Below are 16,370 nucleotides of genomic sequence, written 5' to 3'. Positions count from 1 at the left end.
GCTTACCGGAAAAGGAAAATTCTCCATCGCGGGAGAGGGGTGGGTTCAGGGTCCATGTCGCCTCCGGTAAGTAAATAATTTGCGCCGCGGATTATACGCATAAATCCATAAGTTTTGTGGCAATTATGGCGGTATCATACCGTTACGTAATTAAACCAACGATAAACCAGACTTTGCCCATTGCCCTTCGCTTGAGTAAAGTTACTCTTTTTATCACCATCAGCGTCACGCCACGGGAAAACAGGATGCAAAACCGGCTCACTATCAAAGACATCGCCCGCCTGAGCGGCGTAGGGAAATCAACCGTTTCCCGCGTGCTTAACAATGAAAGCGGCGTAAGCGAACGTACCCGCGAGCGTGTCGAAGCGGTGATGAATCAACACGGTTTCTCTCCGTCCCGCTCCGCCCGCGCGATGCGAGGACAAAGCGATAAAGTGGTCGCTATTATCGTCACTCGCCTTGATTCGTTGTCTGAAAACCTCGCGGTTCAGACCATGCTGCCTGCGTTTTACGAACAGGGCTACGACCCTATTATGATGGAAAGTCAGTTCTCGCCGACGCTGGTAATGGAACATCTGGGCATGCTCAGACGACGTAACATTGATGGCGTGGTGCTGTTTGGCTTTACCGGCATCACAGAAGAGTTGATCGCCCCCTGGAAAGCCTCGCTGGTGCTGCTGGCAAGAGATGCGCAAGGTTTTGCCTCCGTCTGTTACGACGACGAGGGCGCGATTCATATCCTTATGCAGCGGCTGTATGAGCAGGGACACCGCAACATTAGCTTTCTGGGCGTTCCCCATAGCGATATTACCACCGGCAAACGTCGGCATGATGCATACCTGGCGTTTTGCAAAAAACATAAACTTCATCCCGTCGCCGCCCTGCCCGGTCTTGCCATGAAGCAGGGCTATGAGCATACGGCAAGCGTCATCATGCCGGATACCACCGCGTTAGTCTGCGCCACCGATACGCTGGCGTTGGGCGCCAGTAAGTATTTACAGGAGCAACGTATTGAGACGCTGCAACTGGCAAGCGTCGGGAATACGCCGCTGATAAAATTCCTGCACCCGGAGATCGTCACTGTCGATCCTGGCTATGCTGAAGCCGGACGACAGGCGGCTTCGCAGCTGATCGAACAGATCAATGGCCGCTGCGATCCGCGCCGGATCGTCATTCCTTCTACCCTCGCCTGAGTGACTAATTAAACGGAATACCACGAGTAATTTGTGATCGTCGCTGCGTTTCGGGAACGTTCCCATTTTTAAACTAACGTTGAAGAGATACTCTTGCGCCAACCCATAACATACCTCCTCTGCCATGAGGCTTTACGATGAGCAAAGTAAAACAAGCCGATATCGACCGGCTGATTGACCTGGTCGGCGGGCGCGACAACATCGCCACGGTGAGCCACTGCATTACTCGCCTGCGCTTTGTGCTCCACCAGCCCGCGAACGCCAGGCCAAAAGAGATCGAACAATTACCGATGGTTAAAGGCTGTTTCACCAACGCCGGGCAGTTTCAGGTGGTGGTTGGCGATTACTATAACGCGCTGCTGGAGACCACCGGCAAAGCGTATGCTGATAAAGAGCAGGCCAAAAAAGCCGCTCGCCAGAACATGAAGTGGCATGAGCAGTTAATTTCCCACTTTGCGGAGATCTTCTTTCCGCTACTACCGGCGTTGATCAGCGGCGGTTTGATCTTAGGCTTTCGTAACGTGATCGGCGATGTGCCGATGAGCAACGGCCAAACGCTGGCGCAGATGCATCCGGCGCTAAAAACGCTTTATGATTTTTTATGGTTGATCGGCGAAGCGATCTTTTTCTATCTGCCGGTGGGGATCTGCTGGTCGGCGGTGAAAAAAATGGGCGGCACGCCGATTCTTGGTATCGTGCTCGGCGTGACGCTGGTGTCGCCGCAGTTGATGAATGCGTATCTGCTGGGCCAGCAAACGCCGGACGTCTGGAACTTCGGCTTATTTAGCATTGAGAAAGTGGGCTACCAGGCGCAGGTTATCCCGGCGCTACTGGCAGGGCTGGCGCTTGGATTTATTGAAACGCGGTTGAAACGCATCGTGCCGGATTATCTCTACCTGGTCGTCGTCCCGGTGTGTTCGTTAATACTGGCCGTCTTTCTCGCCCACACCTTTATCGGCCCCTTTGGTCGTATGATCGGCGACGGCGTGGCCTTTGCGGTACGTTATCTGATGACCGGCAGTTTCGCCCCGATAGGCGCGGCGCTGTTCGGCTTCCTGTATGCCCCGCTGGTCATTACCGGTGTCCACCAGACAACGCTCGCTATCGATATGCAGATGATCCAGAGCATGGGCGGTACGCCAGTCTGGCCGCTGATTGCGCTGTCGAATATCGCGCAGGCCTCCGCCGTGGTGGGCATCATCATCTCCAGCCGTAAACACAATGAACGCGAGATCTCCGTTCCTGCCGCCATTTCCGCTTACCTTGGGGTAACTGAACCGGCGATGTACGGTATCAACCTGAAGTATCGTTTTCCGATGCTGTGCGCGATGATCGGCTCTGGTCTGGCGGGACTGCTCTGCGGTCTGAACGGCGTCATCGCCAACGGTATCGGCGTGGGCGGCCTGCCGGGCATCCTGTCTATACCGCCGCGCTACTGGCAGGTGTACGGCATGGCGATGGTTATCGCGATCGTGATCCCGGTGATTCTGACCACCTTTATCTATCAGCGTAAGCATTGTCAGGGCACATTACAAATTGTCTAATACTTCTTCGGGGCGCAGTTGCGTCCCAACGCACTTGCAGGAAACAACAATGACTATTCCCCTCTGGTGGCAAAACGGCGTTATTTATCAGATCTACCCGAAAAGTTTTCAGGACACGACCGGCAGCGGCACTGGCGATTTACGCGGCGTCACGCAGCGCCTTGACTATCTACAGCGACTCGGCGTGGACGCCATCTGGCTCACGCCGTTTTATATCTCGCCGCAGGTGGATAACGGTTATGACGTCGCAAATTATACGGCTATCGACCCGACCTACGGCACGCTGGATGATTTTGACGAGCTGGTCGCGCAGGCGAAAGCACGCGGTATTCGTATCATCCTGGATATGGTGTTTAACCATACTTCTACCCAGCACGCCTGGTTTCGCGAAGCGCTGAACAAAGAGAGTCCATACCGTCAGTTTTATATCTGGCGCGATGGCACGCCGGATGTCTGCCCGAATAACTGGCAATCCAAATTTGGCGGCAGCGCCTGGCGCTGGCATAGCCAGAGCGAACAATATTATTTACACCTTTTCGCGCCTGAACAGGCCGACCTGAACTGGGAAAACCCCGCCGTACGCGCCGAGCTGAAAAAGGTCTGCGAATTCTGGGCCGATCGCGGCGTGGATGGCCTGCGTCTGGACGTGGTGAACCTGATCGCCAAAGATCAGAATTTTCCTGACGATCCGACGGGCGACGGACGCCGCTTTTATACCGACGGGCCGCGCGCGCATACGTTTTTACGCGAAATGAACCGTGACGTTTTTACGCCGCGTAATCTGATGACGGTAGGCGAAATGTCCTCTACCACGCTGGAAAACTGCCAGCAATATGCCGCGCTTAGCGGCGACGAACTCTCGATGACCTTCAATTTTCATCATCTGAAGGTGGATTACCCCAATGGCGAAAAGTGGACGCTGGCAAAACCTGATTATGTGGCGCTGAAAGCGTTGTTCCGCCACTGGCAACAGGGGATGCATAACGTCGCCTGGAACGCGTTATTCTGGTGTAATCACGATCAGCCGCGCATCGTTTCCCGCTTTGGCGACGAGGGTGAATACCGGGTTCCAGCCGCGAAAATGTTGGCGATGGCGCTGCACGGTATGCAAGGGACGCCTTATATCTATCAGGGCGAAGAAATCGGCATGACCAACCCACACTTTACCCACATCACCGATTATCGCGACGTGGAAAGCCATAACATGTTTGCCGCGCTACGCGCCGCCGGGCGCGACCCCGACGAACTGCTGGCTATTCTGGCCAGTAAATCCCGCGACAACAGCCGCACGCCGATGCAATGGGACAACGGTAAAAACGCCGGTTTCACCCAAGGCGAGCCGTGGATAAGCCTGTGCGATAACTATACGGAGGTTAACGTCGAGGCGGCATTACGCGATGAAAACTCGGTGTTTTACACCTATCAAAAGCTGATTGCGCTACGTAAAACCCAGCCTGTACTGATCTGGGGCGATTATCAGGATCTCCTCCCGGATAGCCCATCAGTATGGTGTTATCGCCGCCAGTGGCAGGGGCAAACCCTGCTGGTTGTCGCCAATCTGAGCGACCAGTGCCAGGAGTGGCATCCGCCGCATATCAAAGGACAGTGGCAGGCGCTACTGCATAATTATGGCGAGGTCGCCAGCCAGCCGCGATGACGCTCCGCCCATTTGAAGCCATCTGGTGGTTACAACGCTAACGCGACGTCCTTATACGGATAAACGCCACAAACCTATTGACACGGGCTGTGGCGTTGCTCCAGGTTACTGACTGTTTTTGTTGAATAATTAATCAGATTTTTCTTGCTATCTTTTACAAACGCTACAGCGCCCGCCATCTGTACGCTCTGATTTTTACCTTGTTCTACATCAATAAAATTGCAAACATCCTTGATGCAAATCACTACATATAGACTTTAAAATGCACACCAACCCAATATGTTGTATTAATTGACTACAATTGCTACAACACCTGTTCACTCGACACAAGGTGAATTGTGGATAACCTGGGTCAGGATTGCGGGAAGTCGTTGGAAAAGAGATGAATAAACCTGTTATGGCTTCCCCGGCCTCTGTGGATAACCTGTTCTTACAAATATGGAGTGATCATGACACCGCATGTGATGAAACGAGATGGCTGTAAAGTGCCATTCAAATCAGAGCGCATTAAGGAAGCCATTCTACGTGCAGCTAAAGCAGCGGGAGTCGATGACGCAGATTACTGTGCCACCGTCGCAGAAGTCGTTAGCAGCCAAATGAACGCACGCAGTCAGGTGGATATTAACGAGATCCAAACTGCGGTTGAAAACCAACTGATGTCCGGCCCGTACAAACAGCTTGCCCGCGCCTACATCGAATACCGTCACGATCGCGACATTCAGCGTGAAAAGCGTGGTCGTCTGAACCAGGAAATTCGCGGCCTGGTAGAGCAAACCAACTCCGCGTTGCTCAATGAAAACGCCAACAAAGACAGTAAAGTCATTCCCACCCAGCGCGATTTGCTGGCCGGGATTGTCGCCAAACACTATGCCCGCCAGCACCTGTTGCCGCGTGACGTAGTACAAGCGCATGAGCGCGGCGATATCCACTATCACGATCTCGACTATTCGCCGTTCTTCCCGATGTTCAACTGTATGTTGATCGACCTGAAAGGCATGTTGACCCAGGGCTTTAAGATGGGTAACGCCGAGATCGAACCGCCAAAATCTATCTCTACCGCCACTGCCGTTACCGCGCAGATTATCGCGCAGGTCGCCAGCCATATTTATGGCGGCACCACCATTAACCGTATCGACGAAGTGCTGGCGCCGTTTGTCACCGAAAGCTATAACAAGCACCGCAAAACCGCCGATGAGTGGCAGATCCCGGATGCCGAAGGGTATGCGCGTTCTCGCACCGAAAAAGAGTGCTACGACGCCTTCCAGTCGCTGGAATACGAAGTTAACACGCTGCACACCGCTAACGGCCAGACGCCTTTCGTGACCTTTGGTTTTGGCCTCGGCACCAGTTGGGAGTCGCATCTGATCCAGGCGTCTATTTTGCGTAACCGTATCGCCGGTCTGGGTAAAAATCGCAAAACCGCCGTGTTCCCGAAACTGGTCTTCGCTATCCGCGACGGTTTGAACCACAAGTTTGGCGATCCGAACTACGACATTAAACAACTGGCGCTGGAGTGCGCGAGCAAGCGCATGTATCCGGACATTCTCAACTACGATCAGGTGGTCAAAGTCACCGGTTCGTTCAAAACGCCAATGGGCTGCCGCAGCTTCCTCGGCGTGTGGGAGAACGAAAACGGCGAGCAGATCCACGACGGGCGTAACAACCTGGGCGTGATTAGCCTTAACCTGCCGCGCATCGCGCTGGAAGCAAAAGGCGACGAAACCGCATTCTGGAAACTGCTGGATGAACGTCTGGCGCTGGCGCGGAAGGCGCTGATGACCCGTATCGCCCGCCTTGAAGGCGTGAAAGCCCGCGTCGCGCCTATCCTGTATATGGAAGGCGCCTGCGGCGTGCGGCTGAAAGCGGACGACGACGTGTCTGAAATATTTAAAAATGGTCGTGCGTCCATCTCTCTGGGCTACATTGGTATCCATGAAACCATTAACGCGCTGTTTGGCGGCGAACACCTGTACGACAGCGAGCAACTTCGCGCTAAAGGCATCGCGATTGTGGAGCGTCTGCGCCAGGCCGTGGATCAGTGGAAAGACGAGACCGGCTACGGCTTTAGTCTGTACAGCACGCCAAGTGAAAACCTCTGTGACCGCTTCTGCCGTCTGGATACCGCCGAGTTCGGCGTGGTGCCGGGCGTAACCGATAAAGGTTACTACACCAACAGCTTCCACCTCGACGTAGAGAAGAAGGTCAACCCGTACGACAAAATCGATTTCGAAGCGCCGTATCCGCCGCTGGCGAACGGGGGTTTCATTTGCTACGGCGAATACCCGAACATTCAGCACAACCTGAAAGCGCTGGAAGATGTCTGGGATTACAGCTATCAGCATGTACCGTATTACGGCACCAACACGCCGATCGATGAATGCTACGAGTGCGGCTTTACCGGCGAGTTCGAATGTACCAGTAAAGGTTTTACCTGCCCGAAATGCGGCAACCACGACGCCGCGCGCGTCTCGGTCACCCGCCGCGTGTGCGGTTATTTAGGCAGCCCGGACGCGCGTCCGTTTAACGCAGGCAAGCAGGAAGAAGTGAAGCGCCGCGTGAAGCATTTAGGCAACGGGCAGATAGGTTAATCCTCCGTTTGCAATGCGTAAATGCCGGATGGCGGTGTAAACACCTTATCCGGCCTACAACCGCTGGCTATAGTTCCAATTTCATGAGTTTCCTCTAAGCAGTTGGTGTTGTAGCAAGGCGGCAAACGAACGAATCCCAGGGAGCTTACATAAGTAAGTGACCTGGGTAAGTGAGAGCGGCCAACGCCGCTACAGCGCCAAATGCAACGAGGAAACATGAACTTTCACCAATACTACCCCGTAGACATCGTTAACGGCCCCGGCACCCGCTGCACCCTGTTTGTGTCAGGGTGCGTGCATGAATGCCCTGGCTGCTACAACAAAAGCACCTGGCGGCTCAATTCCGGCCAGCCGTTTACCAAACAGATGGAAGATAAGATCATTGCCGATCTGAACGACACGCGCATTCACCGTCAGGGGATCTCGCTGTCGGGCGGCGATCCGCTGCATCCGCAAAACGTACCGGATATCCTGGCACTGGTACAACGCATCCACGCGGAGTGCCCGGGGAAAGATATCTGGGTGTGGACCGGCTACAAGCTCGATGAACTCAACGCCGCACAGATGCAGGTAGTCGATCTCATCAACGTGCTGGTCGATGGCAAATTTGTGCAGGATCTGAAAGACCCGGCGCTTATCTGGCGCGGTAGCAGCAACCAGGTAGTGCATCATTTGCGTTGATCGCTAAAGCCGTTTGTTTGCATCGTGATAGACGGCTGAATGTTCTCGCTTACCGACCGCGACAACAAACACAATCACAACGTCATCCCGAACCTGGTACACCAAGCGATAACCGGACGATTTAAGCTTAATTTTATAGCAGTCAGGAAGATCGTTTAAACGGGCAGAGTCGATTCTGGGGTTCAATAGCACATCAGCCAACTTTTTCTTAAGCTGAGCCTTCACCGTATCGCCCAGCTTATGCCACTCTTTTAAGGCCCTCGGGTCGAATTCCAGTTCATAAGTCATCCAGACTAACCTTGATTCCCTTTTGCGGACTAGACAGCCTCTCCCGAACTGTCTGAATCAATGCATCTTCACTGTCGCTAAGAGTGACGGTTTTCACTGGCATGCGCCCCGTTTCCGCGACGTACTGGAACAGTAATCGCACGGCTTCCGTTGGAGTAATGTTCAGTTTTTCCAGCACGGCATAAGCCTCATTTTTGAGTTTGTCATCCAGACGGACGTTCAGCGTGGCCATTATGCCTCCAGTAAAATCGAATGTGTAATGCAGTTTAGCATTACATTCGCATTACATCGAATTCTGGATAACGCCTCTCAAAAACGACTCACGCACTCCATCGCGACCGTTTTAAATTGCGTAAAATTCTGACATGCGCAGAGGCGCGTCATGGCGCGTTCGCGCAGGAAAGTGACGAAAATATCGTAGATGGCCATCGCCTCTTCATATTCACTTTTGCTGATGGCGAGTAAAAAAATAACGTGCGCCGTTTCGTCACCCCAGGCAATCCCCTGCGGCGCGAGCACCGTATAAACCACCGTTTTCTTCGCCAGCAGCCCCAGCGCGTGCGGCAAGGCAATCCCGTCGCCTAATAACGTACTGACGATAGCTTCACGTTCAATAACCGAATCGAGAAACGCCGCATCAACAAAGCCTTCCTCGTGCAACTGATCGCACAGCGTTTTAAACAGCGTCTGTTGATCTATTTCCCCCTCCACGATGCGAAAATGCGAGGCATCGAAATATTTATCCAGCATCCACGGACGGGTTCTGTCCACCAGCACCAGCTTACCGATCTGCTCCAATTGATAGTCGGTAGGAAAGGGGGCGATCATGATAACCGGTTTATCTTTTTCGCCGATCCGCGCCGTGGAAATCACAAAATCCTCCACAATACTGTCCCGCGCCTCATAGTCGCGTAGTGTCAGAGTGCGGGCAATCTCAATCTGCGGGTATTTCCGCGCCAGTACCGCTTCAATCATCCGCACCATCGCATTACCAGCATCGCACACCAGCAGTACCTGCGGCTGCCGCTGGTAGCCAATGTTGTAACTACGTTCCAGCCCAACGCCAATATGCAGCACCAGAAAACCGATTTCGTTTTCGCTAATGGTATACGGCGTGTATTTTCCCCAACTCGATATCGCCGCCAACGTCATATCCCACGCCATCGGATAGTGCTGCTTAATATTTTCCAGTAGTGGGTTGGGGATCATGATCTGGTAGCGCACGCGGGTGATCATCGTTTTGATGTGGGTCAGCAAGTCCGCGTGGAGCTGTTTATCATTCAACAGGTTATAGTTGTACTGGGTATTAATAAAATTGAGGATATAGTGCACCAGCGCCTCTTCATCATCGGCATTAATGGCGCTGGGGGCAATCTCCTGTACCTGGCGGGCGGCAATATGCACCTTCAGCCAGCTTACTTCCGGCTCCGACAGCGGCTTGTCAGCCAGCTGTTGTAGTAGCTCCGCAATATCATGCGCCGCATGGCGCACCTTTTCATCGACCTCCTCTGCCACGCATTCCGATAACGGATACCCCTCGCGAATACGCCGTACCGCCACCGCGCAGTATAAACGCAGAAACAGCTCGCCCTCATCGGTCAGGCGGATTTGACAATGAGAGAAAATATCCGGCAAAAGAGACTGCAGCCGTTGAGACACCTCGGTGTTCAGCGTGGTACTAACAATTAACGGATGGGAGGGCTCCTGCTGCGCCAGCGTCCATAAAAGGTCGGTCAGACAGGCGCGAATCGCCATCTCTCCGCCAAACAATTTCATGCCATGACGCGGACGCGTTTCCAGCGTCAGATGATAACGCAGCAAATGCTCGCGCACGTCCGCCATATCGTTCTGCAACGTCGCACGGCTGACAAACCATTCATCTGCTAAATCCTCCAGCTTCAGCGAGAAGGCGGAGGTTAAAAAACGCGCCAGCAAATAGTGGATCCGCTCCTGGCTGGTGCGTGGACCGCGCGCCAGCGTGGGAGATTGCTGCGTTTGCAGGGATTGATAACGTGCCGGATCATCAATTTTGAGTTGATACCCGTTGCCGCGGCTGAGAGTAAATTGCGCGCCATGCGGCGTCAGCAACATGTTCAGCGCGGCGATATCCGCCCGAACGGTACGCGTGGAGACCGACAACCGCTGCGCCAGTTCGTCCTGCGGCAGCGTCTCGTTTTGCAGCATCGCAAATAGCTGCGCTAAACGTTGGTTGGGGAATCGCACGTCTCTCTCCTCATGATTAGCCGACACGCGACCGGACGATAGCGAGTAACTGACGCACATCGTCCGCACGGGTGTTGCCGCTCACCTTATCAATAATCGAACTATAAATGTGAGGAATGATTTTGCTTACACCTGCATCAAGGGCGATGTGCAGAATCTCGGCGAAGTTTTCCAGATCGATGCCGCCCGTCGGTTCCAGCCAGAAATCATGGCGGGCGCAGGCGTCAGCCACCGCTTTATACTCGTCGCGACAGGTGAGTCCTCCCATCGGAAAGTATTTAACGGAGCTGCCGCCCATATCTTTGAGCAGCGCAATCGCCGTTTCTATGGGTACGATGCCCTCCGGCGCGCGGTGGCTTAGCGGGCCGGTAGAGATCTTCACCAGCCCCGGCGTGCCGGTCGGCGAGACAAGACCGTTCACCACCGTCTCGTTTTGCCCCAGCAGCGCCCGGCTGGCCCCTACGCCGGTAAACACCTGGTTGACATGCTGCGGCTGTACCTGACGCGAGATTTCGCTCACCATCGCCGACTGGTTAGGATCGCCTGCCCCCAGTCCGACGGAGAGCGCATTGTCGATAAGCGCCGCATATTCACGCATATCCGCGACTGCGCTTGCCACATCCGGATAGTTTTTGGAGAGCACGCCAACCAGCACATGACCTTCCGCCGCCGCGTAGATTTCCCGGGCGTTATCTTTCGAACCGGCCAGTACGTTCAGGCAAACGCGATCGCGGTAAAAGTTAGGGGTCAGTTTCATGCTTGTTTCTCCTGATTAATCACCTCGCCAATACGACGCGCCACAATCGCTAACTGCGCGCGATCGACGCTGCGGACATCCGCTTCAATAATCCCTTCGTTGGTTTTGTATCCGCGAAAGTAAATCGCGTATTCCCCTTGCTTCAGCGCGTCGACCAGGTCGCCAGTGGCGATGCCGGTAACGGCTTCATCAAACTTAATTTCCGTGCGCGCGATGTCGCGTCCGGCGCTGTCCCACACCACGCGGGCGCTGACGCCGTTAAACGTGTTCAACGTGTCGATAAAGGGCGCCATTTTTTCTACCATCTCCGCGCCGCTCTCTTTTTGCGCCCGCAGGTACAATTCAATGGCGCAGGTCAGGCCAACAATTCCCTCTTTGCCGACCTTCATCGCCCGGCCAATGCCCGCTGACTGACGTTTTACCCACTCAACATACTGTGTTTTGCCAATCACCAGCCCGCTGGTCGGCCCTTCAATCGCTTTTGCGCCGCTATAGATAACGAGATCTGCGCCCACGCGGTAGTAGCACTGCAAATCTTCTTCCGCCGCCGCGTCCACAATCAGCGGCAGATTATGCGTGCGCGCCACCACCGCAGCCTGCTCCACGCTGAGCATACTTTTCTGTACGCAGTGGTGAGATTTGATATAGAGAATAGCCGCCGTGCGCGGCGTAATGGCCGCCGCCAACTGGGCGGCGGAACATTCGTTGGCGTAACCGGCTTCCACCAGTTTGCCGCCGCCCAGCGCCACCATCGTTCCCACCGGCGCGCCAAAGTTGACGTTGTGGCCCTTTGGCAGGACGATTTCGTTATTTTCAATCGGTGTAACGTGCAGGTTTTCCAGCAGCCAGTCGCTGTCCTGAACCAGTACCGCGGCAACCGACTGGGCAAGGCCCGCACTGGCGCAGGAGACTACCGTCGCCCCTTCTACTTCCAGCAATTTCGCAATGTACTCACCGGTTTTATTCACCAGATCTTTCATCTCGAAATACTGATTCATTCCGGCCATCGCCGCGTCTATCACTTCCGGGCGCGGTGTGGAGACGCCGAGCGCCGTCATACGTCCGGAGGCGTTAATCACCTGTTTTAATTGATACTTCTCAAAAATCGAAGGCATGTTCCGCGCTCCCTTGTTCGGTCATATAGCCCTTGCCTGCGCGTATCGCGGCAAGCGGCGTCAGCAATTCTTCAGCCTGTAAGCTGTCGTTTTCCGCGTCTACCAACACGGTGGGCTGGCGTTTAAGCGTAAAGAGGGTCAGGTCGGCATCCAGACCTGGCTGAAGACGCCCTTTGGTTTTCAGATTCAGGCTATCGGCGGCATTGGCCGTCACGCACGCAATGACCTGCGGCAGCGACATGCCGATGGCGAGGAATTTCGACATCACATTAGCCAGCGAATGTACCGGGCCGTTGATGCGGTTACGGCAGTAGATATCGGAACTGATGGTATGCGGTAAAATCCCCAGGCTAATAGCGCGTTTAGCCACCGCAAAGCTCAGGCTGGCGGTACCATGCCCGACATCCAGACGCACGCCGCGCGCCAGCGCTCGTGTCACCGAGGCGCGCAGCTCGCCGTCAGGCCGAAGAATACGGTTCGGCTTACCGTTGTAACAGTGGGTAATGATATCGCCCGCCGTCAGACGCTCCGCGATTTCGTCCAGATCCGGCGGGTTATTGCCAATATGTACCATCAGCGGCAGGTTGCCGTTTTCTTGCTGCATGGCTTTAGCGCGTTCCAGCGGCGTGATGCCGTTAACGCCTACCACGCTGCTGCTCATCCGCGCCTTGAGGCCGACGATAAAATCCGGATGGCGTTTTACCGCCTGCCGAACCGCATCAGCGTCAATATTGGCCATGTTAGCCAGCTCGTTTTGGGCAATAAGCCCGACGCGTGAAACATTCAGCAGCGCATAAACGTCGGTGGTCGCGTCACGGGTCAGGGTGTAAAAATCGTCAATATCATCTGCGCCAGTGCTGCCTGCATCCACCACTGTGGTAACGCCAGTGGCAATACCCACGCTGTCCGGTTCGTCGTGGTAAATCGGCGATGTCGGGTAGCAGTGAACGTGAGAATCAATCCAACCCGCGCTGACAAAACACTCACCGCGCAGGTCAATGGTTTTCAACGCCGGACCATCAACGTCACCCAACGCCGCGATTTTGCCATCTTGCAGGGCAATATTAGTCAACGTGTCATCGACCAGACGCGCATGGCGCAGGAGTAAATCAAACATCGTTCTCTCCTTTGCCGGATGGCGGCGCAACCGCCTTATCCGGCCTACAAATCAACAGTTAGCTAATCGCAACCGGGAAGATGGAACCGAGGATCATCGCGCCTAAAATCGCGCCGCCAGTAATCGGCTTCTGCCAGATATAAAACAGCAGCGCGCCCACCAGAGAGCCCAGACCAATAGGAATCGATGCCGTCATGGCGCTGAGGATAATCAACGGCCCCAGAAAACGGCCTGAAGTGTTACCGGCCCCCATCATGACGTCCGCCCCGTACGTGGAGTCGCTCTGATTAATGGTGAACTTACGCGCCAGAATAATGATGTAGCCAATCGCCAGACCAATCACCAGACCGGTTATCAGCGAAGCGATAAAGTTCGCCACCGGGAAGACAAAGCCAGCCCCCAGCAGTAACGCCGGAACCCCTAAGCCCACGCCGGTCTGAATTGCCCCGCCGATATCCAGAATTCCGACCAGCGAACCTTCGATAATGCGGGCAAATAAAAAGCTGGCGCCGAAAGCGGCGACCGCGCCGTAGACGCCGGTATCCATCCCCGCTTTCAACATCGCCACAAAAGCGACTTCGTTAAATGCGCCGATGCCGTACAGATAGTACATATGCGTCCCGGCGAAAACGCCGGAGGAGAGCAGGCCAACAAAGATCGGGAACAACCAGTCGGCATACCAAAAACCTTTATTCTCTTCCATTGTGGCCTCCGTTATTTGCCGCTGAGCGAGTTGTGGATCAGTTCAAGCCAGTTCGGTACCGTCATGTTGAAAGACTCGATCATTTTCATGTCGAAGCCGCGGAAGAAGCCGCTCAACACAAACAGCAAAACGATGGCGACCATCATCACTTTGGTGACATGGTTCCAGCCGCTCTCTTCTACGCCTTTACCGATCAAAATACCCAGTACCAGCCCCGGTACGGCGTTCCCCATGATGAGCTGCGCCGCGCCGCCGAAAACGGTGGCCCAGAAGCCCGATTTTTTACCAGCGTCGATCGCCGCTAACCAGAAGATCACAGGAATGACGATGTTGACCAGCAGGTTTGCCGCCGGTACCAGCACCTTAACCGCCATCACCTGTAGCGCTTCTGGCACGGATGAGGCGGTCAGGTTAAGGAACGTCACGACGATCATGCCGATGACGGCGCAGGCGATCGCCATTTTTTTCGGGTCGTGCAGCGTCTCGCCGACGTTACGGTTTTTGATCATTAGCGCCGCCGCGCCCCAGTTAGGGATGATGCGGTGATCGACATCCTGGGTGAACGATCCGGCCGCCACAGACGAGGCCCAGGCGTTAAAGAAGAAACCCAGCCCAAAGGAGAAGTGAGATGCCGGGTCGCCTTCACAAGAGTTGAGTTCGCCCAACGTACGGAACGCGCCCATCCCCTGCGTGGTTGGCGCGTGAAACATGCGTGCAGCCCCAGCGCCCCCCCCTACGCCGACCAGCGCACCGATAATGAGCGATTTAATTAGTATTATCAGGAACATAACTATGCCTTTTTAATAAAAATCAGCGTTTCGCGACGAAATCCACCCTGTCGAGATTGATGGCGGTCACGTTGACGGTCACATCCAGCTCCACGCTGTAAGTGCGTCGTTCCCGGCGCAAAAAGAAAAACAGAAAGGCCTCTTTACGCACCGACTCATGCGCCTGAACAATCCGCACATCCTGTGGCTCAATACGCAGTAAGATATACGGCGACTCTCTCATCACCGCCGACTGAACATGGTTCAGCGCATCGGCAAAGGCGCGTGCTTTGGCGTCGCCCTTGCCTTTTACTCTCACCGTGGTGGTGAATTGCTCTTTCATCATCAGGCGCCGTATTTCTTTTGCCACGCCTGCACCAGGCGCTCGCCGAGCTCTTCTTTATCCATAAAGCCGAAACCCAACACGTTGCAGCCTTCATTGATAGCGGTGACGCCTTCATCCACTGACCGCATTCCATATTTGGCTTTGTAGCCATGCTTGTTTTGCGCGGTGATAGCGCCCACGCCGCCGCTGCCGCAAAATGAAATGCCGAAAGTGGCGTTTTCCGCTTTCATCACATCGCCCAGCTTCATGTCTGCCGCGACGCCCGGTACGACGACCGCGCGACCGCCCGCTTTTTCCACGCCTGCCGCCACTTTCTGGCCTTTACCCAGGCGATCGCCAATCACGACGGTAATCTGTTCCATTTTTTGCTCCTTAGAGGTTGTCTTTCGCGACTTCAAAATGTACCGATAATAGCCAGGCTTCTTCGTCAGGAAGGTTGCCAAACGCCGCCACGATTTCGCGGGCGAGCGCCATTGATTCGGCTGAGATTTCATCAAACAAGCTGGCATCGACTTCCGGTAAAGGCTCGCCGGTAATTGACCGGTGCGCCATCGCGCGAACGTGCGAGGTCAGCATTTGCGTCTGTACCGCATTGGGGACAATGTGATGTCGCCCCAGCAGGCCATCCACCTGCGTTAACACCTGTTCAGCCAGTTCGTTAATTCGCTCACCGGCATCGTGTTTTACTGCTCCGTTATCCACGCGTCTCACCCCGTTAATGGCAATGAGATAAAACTAGTGGCAAGGGTTAAAAGTTTGTAGCGAGTTATTTTCCACCTCGAAGTGGAAACGCGAGTGGGATAGGTGATCTGCGCCACAGAAAAGGCGGCATTAATGAATTATCGCCGGGAAAGTGTGAGATCTATCGCGGCATAAAGAGGAAATGGCGAAACAATGACGTTGTCGTATAAAGTGAGAAAGTGTGATGGGTATTACAGTTTGCCGGATGGCGACCTACGGATAAAGCGAAGCCGCCATCCCACAAAAATTAACGATACTTTTTATGATACGTATTGCGGGTGGTTTTTAGCGCTTCCGCCGCCGCTTTCGCTTCCTTAACGTTACCTTCGTTCGCCAGCTTCAGCGCGCCATCAATTTGGCCGACCAGAATGTCAAAACCGTGACGAAAATCCTTCATTTCCGGGCTATCCGGCGCTTTATCTTCCAGCTTTGGCGGCGTAGCTTTTTGGGCATCCAGCGCGGCCGCGCGCATTTTGGTTAATGCCGCTTTCAGTTCAGGGGCACTATCCGTTTTCTCAACAACTTTCAGGTTATCATTGAGAATATCCATATTATCTTCAAGATCGGCAGCAAAAACAGCCGAACCGAATACCAGCGATGACACAGCAAGAATAGCTAACAGGCTTTTACGCATTGCTCACTTCCTTTTT

The 16,370-nt window shown here is 54.4% G+C and carries 17 protein-coding genes and 1 pseudogene; 5 read left to right on the top strand and 13 right to left on the bottom strand.

The window, feature by feature from the left end; all coding sequences use genetic code 11:
• Positions 1-2: 2 nt before the first annotated feature.
• Entirely contained in the window at positions 3-56 is a 54-nt protein-coding gene (gene mgtL / locus ACFK9X_RS03625; protein WP_099374030.1) for a mgtA regulatory leader peptide MgtL, read from the bottom strand.
• A gap of 189 nt (positions 57-245) precedes the next feature.
• Between mgtL and treR the strand changes: the two genes are divergently transcribed.
• The 5 genes and pseudogenes from treR to nrdG all read left to right on the top strand — a co-directional run bounded on the left by treR (position 246) and on the right by nrdG (position 7,663).
• Entirely contained in the window at positions 246-1,193 is a 948-nt protein-coding gene (gene treR, locus ACFK9X_RS03620; protein ID WP_001181297.1) for a trehalose operon repressor TreR, read from the top strand.
• A 137-nt stretch (positions 1,194-1,330) separates the two neighbouring features.
• A complete protein-coding gene (treB, locus tag ACFK9X_RS03615) occupies positions 1,331-2,737 on the top strand; it encodes a PTS trehalose transporter subunit IIBC (protein WP_151115554.1) in 1,407 nt (468 codons plus the stop codon).
• Positions 2,738-2,786: 49 nt separating this feature from the next.
• Positions 2,787-4,435: pseudogene (gene treC / locus ACFK9X_RS03610) on the top strand (alpha,alpha-phosphotrehalase).
• 408 nt (positions 4,436-4,843) lie between these two features.
• Positions 4,844-6,982 carry an anaerobic ribonucleoside-triphosphate reductase gene (gene nrdD / locus ACFK9X_RS03605; RefSeq protein WP_151115552.1) on the top strand — a complete coding sequence of 713 codons (2,139 nt, stop codon included), beginning with the start codon at positions 4,844-4,846 and terminating at the stop codon, positions 6,980-6,982.
• 216 nt (positions 6,983-7,198) lie between these two features.
• Positions 7,199-7,663: an anaerobic ribonucleoside-triphosphate reductase-activating protein gene (nrdG, locus tag ACFK9X_RS03600; RefSeq protein ID WP_017465840.1), complete on the top strand. Its 465-nt coding sequence runs from the start codon at positions 7,199-7,201 to the stop codon at positions 7,661-7,663.
• A gap of 3 nt (positions 7,664-7,666) precedes the next feature.
• Here the strand turns inward: nrdG and ACFK9X_RS03595 are convergent, their stop codons facing one another.
• From ACFK9X_RS03595 to cybC, 12 genes are all read right to left on the bottom strand, one after another.
• Positions 7,667-7,951 carry a type II toxin-antitoxin system RelE/ParE family toxin gene (locus ACFK9X_RS03595; RefSeq protein ID WP_000220577.1) on the bottom strand — a complete coding sequence of 95 codons (285 nt, stop codon included), beginning with the start codon at positions 7,949-7,951 and terminating at the stop codon, positions 7,667-7,669.
• A complete protein-coding gene (locus ACFK9X_RS03590) occupies positions 7,941-8,183 on the bottom strand; it encodes a type II toxin-antitoxin system RelB/DinJ family antitoxin (RefSeq protein WP_000212724.1) in 243 nt (80 codons plus the stop codon). The genes ACFK9X_RS03595 and ACFK9X_RS03590 overlap by 11 nt, the downstream gene beginning before the upstream one ends.
• Positions 8,184-8,260: 77 nt before the next feature.
• Entirely contained in the window at positions 8,261-10,174 is a 1,914-nt protein-coding gene (locus ACFK9X_RS03585; protein WP_151115550.1) for a BglG family transcription antiterminator, read from the bottom strand.
• 16 nt (positions 10,175-10,190) lie between these two features.
• Positions 10,191-10,931 (bottom strand): KDGP aldolase family protein, encoded by a 741-nt coding sequence (locus ACFK9X_RS03580; RefSeq protein ID WP_000779252.1) that lies wholly within the window; start codon positions 10,929-10,931, stop codon positions 10,191-10,193.
• The gene (locus ACFK9X_RS03575; RefSeq protein ID WP_151115548.1) at positions 10,928-12,046 is read right to left on the bottom strand and encodes a DgaE family pyridoxal phosphate-dependent ammonia lyase; all 1,119 of its coding nucleotides are present in this window, start codon (positions 12,044-12,046) and stop codon (positions 10,928-10,930) included. The genes ACFK9X_RS03580 and ACFK9X_RS03575 overlap by 4 nt, the downstream gene beginning before the upstream one ends.
• Entirely contained in the window at positions 12,030-13,163 is a 1,134-nt protein-coding gene (locus ACFK9X_RS03570; RefSeq protein ID WP_000459930.1) for an amidohydrolase/deacetylase family metallohydrolase, read from the bottom strand. Before ACFK9X_RS03570 ends, ACFK9X_RS03575 begins: the two co-directional genes overlap by 17 nt.
• Positions 13,164-13,221: 58 nt before the next feature.
• On the bottom strand, positions 13,222-13,866 hold the full coding sequence (locus ACFK9X_RS03565) for a DUF4310 family protein (RefSeq protein WP_151115546.1): 645 nt from the start codon (positions 13,864-13,866) through the stop codon (positions 13,222-13,224).
• Positions 13,867-13,877: 11 nt separating this feature from the next.
• Positions 13,878-14,654: a DUF4311 domain-containing protein gene (locus tag ACFK9X_RS03560; protein ID WP_151115544.1), complete on the bottom strand. Its 777-nt coding sequence runs from the start codon at positions 14,652-14,654 to the stop codon at positions 13,878-13,880.
• A 22-nt stretch (positions 14,655-14,676) separates the two neighbouring features.
• The gene (locus ACFK9X_RS03555) at positions 14,677-14,979 is read right to left on the bottom strand and encodes a DUF4312 family protein (protein WP_000975187.1); all 303 of its coding nucleotides are present in this window, start codon (positions 14,977-14,979) and stop codon (positions 14,677-14,679) included.
• Positions 14,979-15,341: an SFCGS family glycine-rich protein gene (locus ACFK9X_RS03550; RefSeq protein ID WP_151115542.1), complete on the bottom strand. Its 363-nt coding sequence runs from the start codon at positions 15,339-15,341 to the stop codon at positions 14,979-14,981. Before ACFK9X_RS03550 ends, ACFK9X_RS03555 begins: the two co-directional genes overlap by 1 nt.
• A 10-nt stretch (positions 15,342-15,351) precedes the next feature.
• On the bottom strand, positions 15,352-15,690 hold the full coding sequence (locus ACFK9X_RS03545) for a glycine dehydrogenase (RefSeq protein ID WP_001255103.1): 339 nt from the start codon (positions 15,688-15,690) through the stop codon (positions 15,352-15,354).
• 277 nt (positions 15,691-15,967) lie between these two features.
• On the bottom strand, positions 15,968-16,354 hold the full coding sequence (gene cybC, locus ACFK9X_RS03540; protein WP_001232231.1) for a cytochrome b562: 387 nt from the start codon (positions 16,352-16,354) through the stop codon (positions 15,968-15,970).
• Between the last annotated feature and the right edge of the window lie 16 nt (positions 16,355-16,370).

The sequence above is a fragment of the Salmonella sp. WC3 genome, from assembly GCF_042932255.1.
Lineage (GTDB): Bacteria > Pseudomonadota > Gammaproteobacteria > Enterobacterales > Enterobacteriaceae > Salmonella > Salmonella enterica.
This window is presented reverse-complemented; position numbering and strand designations above follow the sequence as displayed.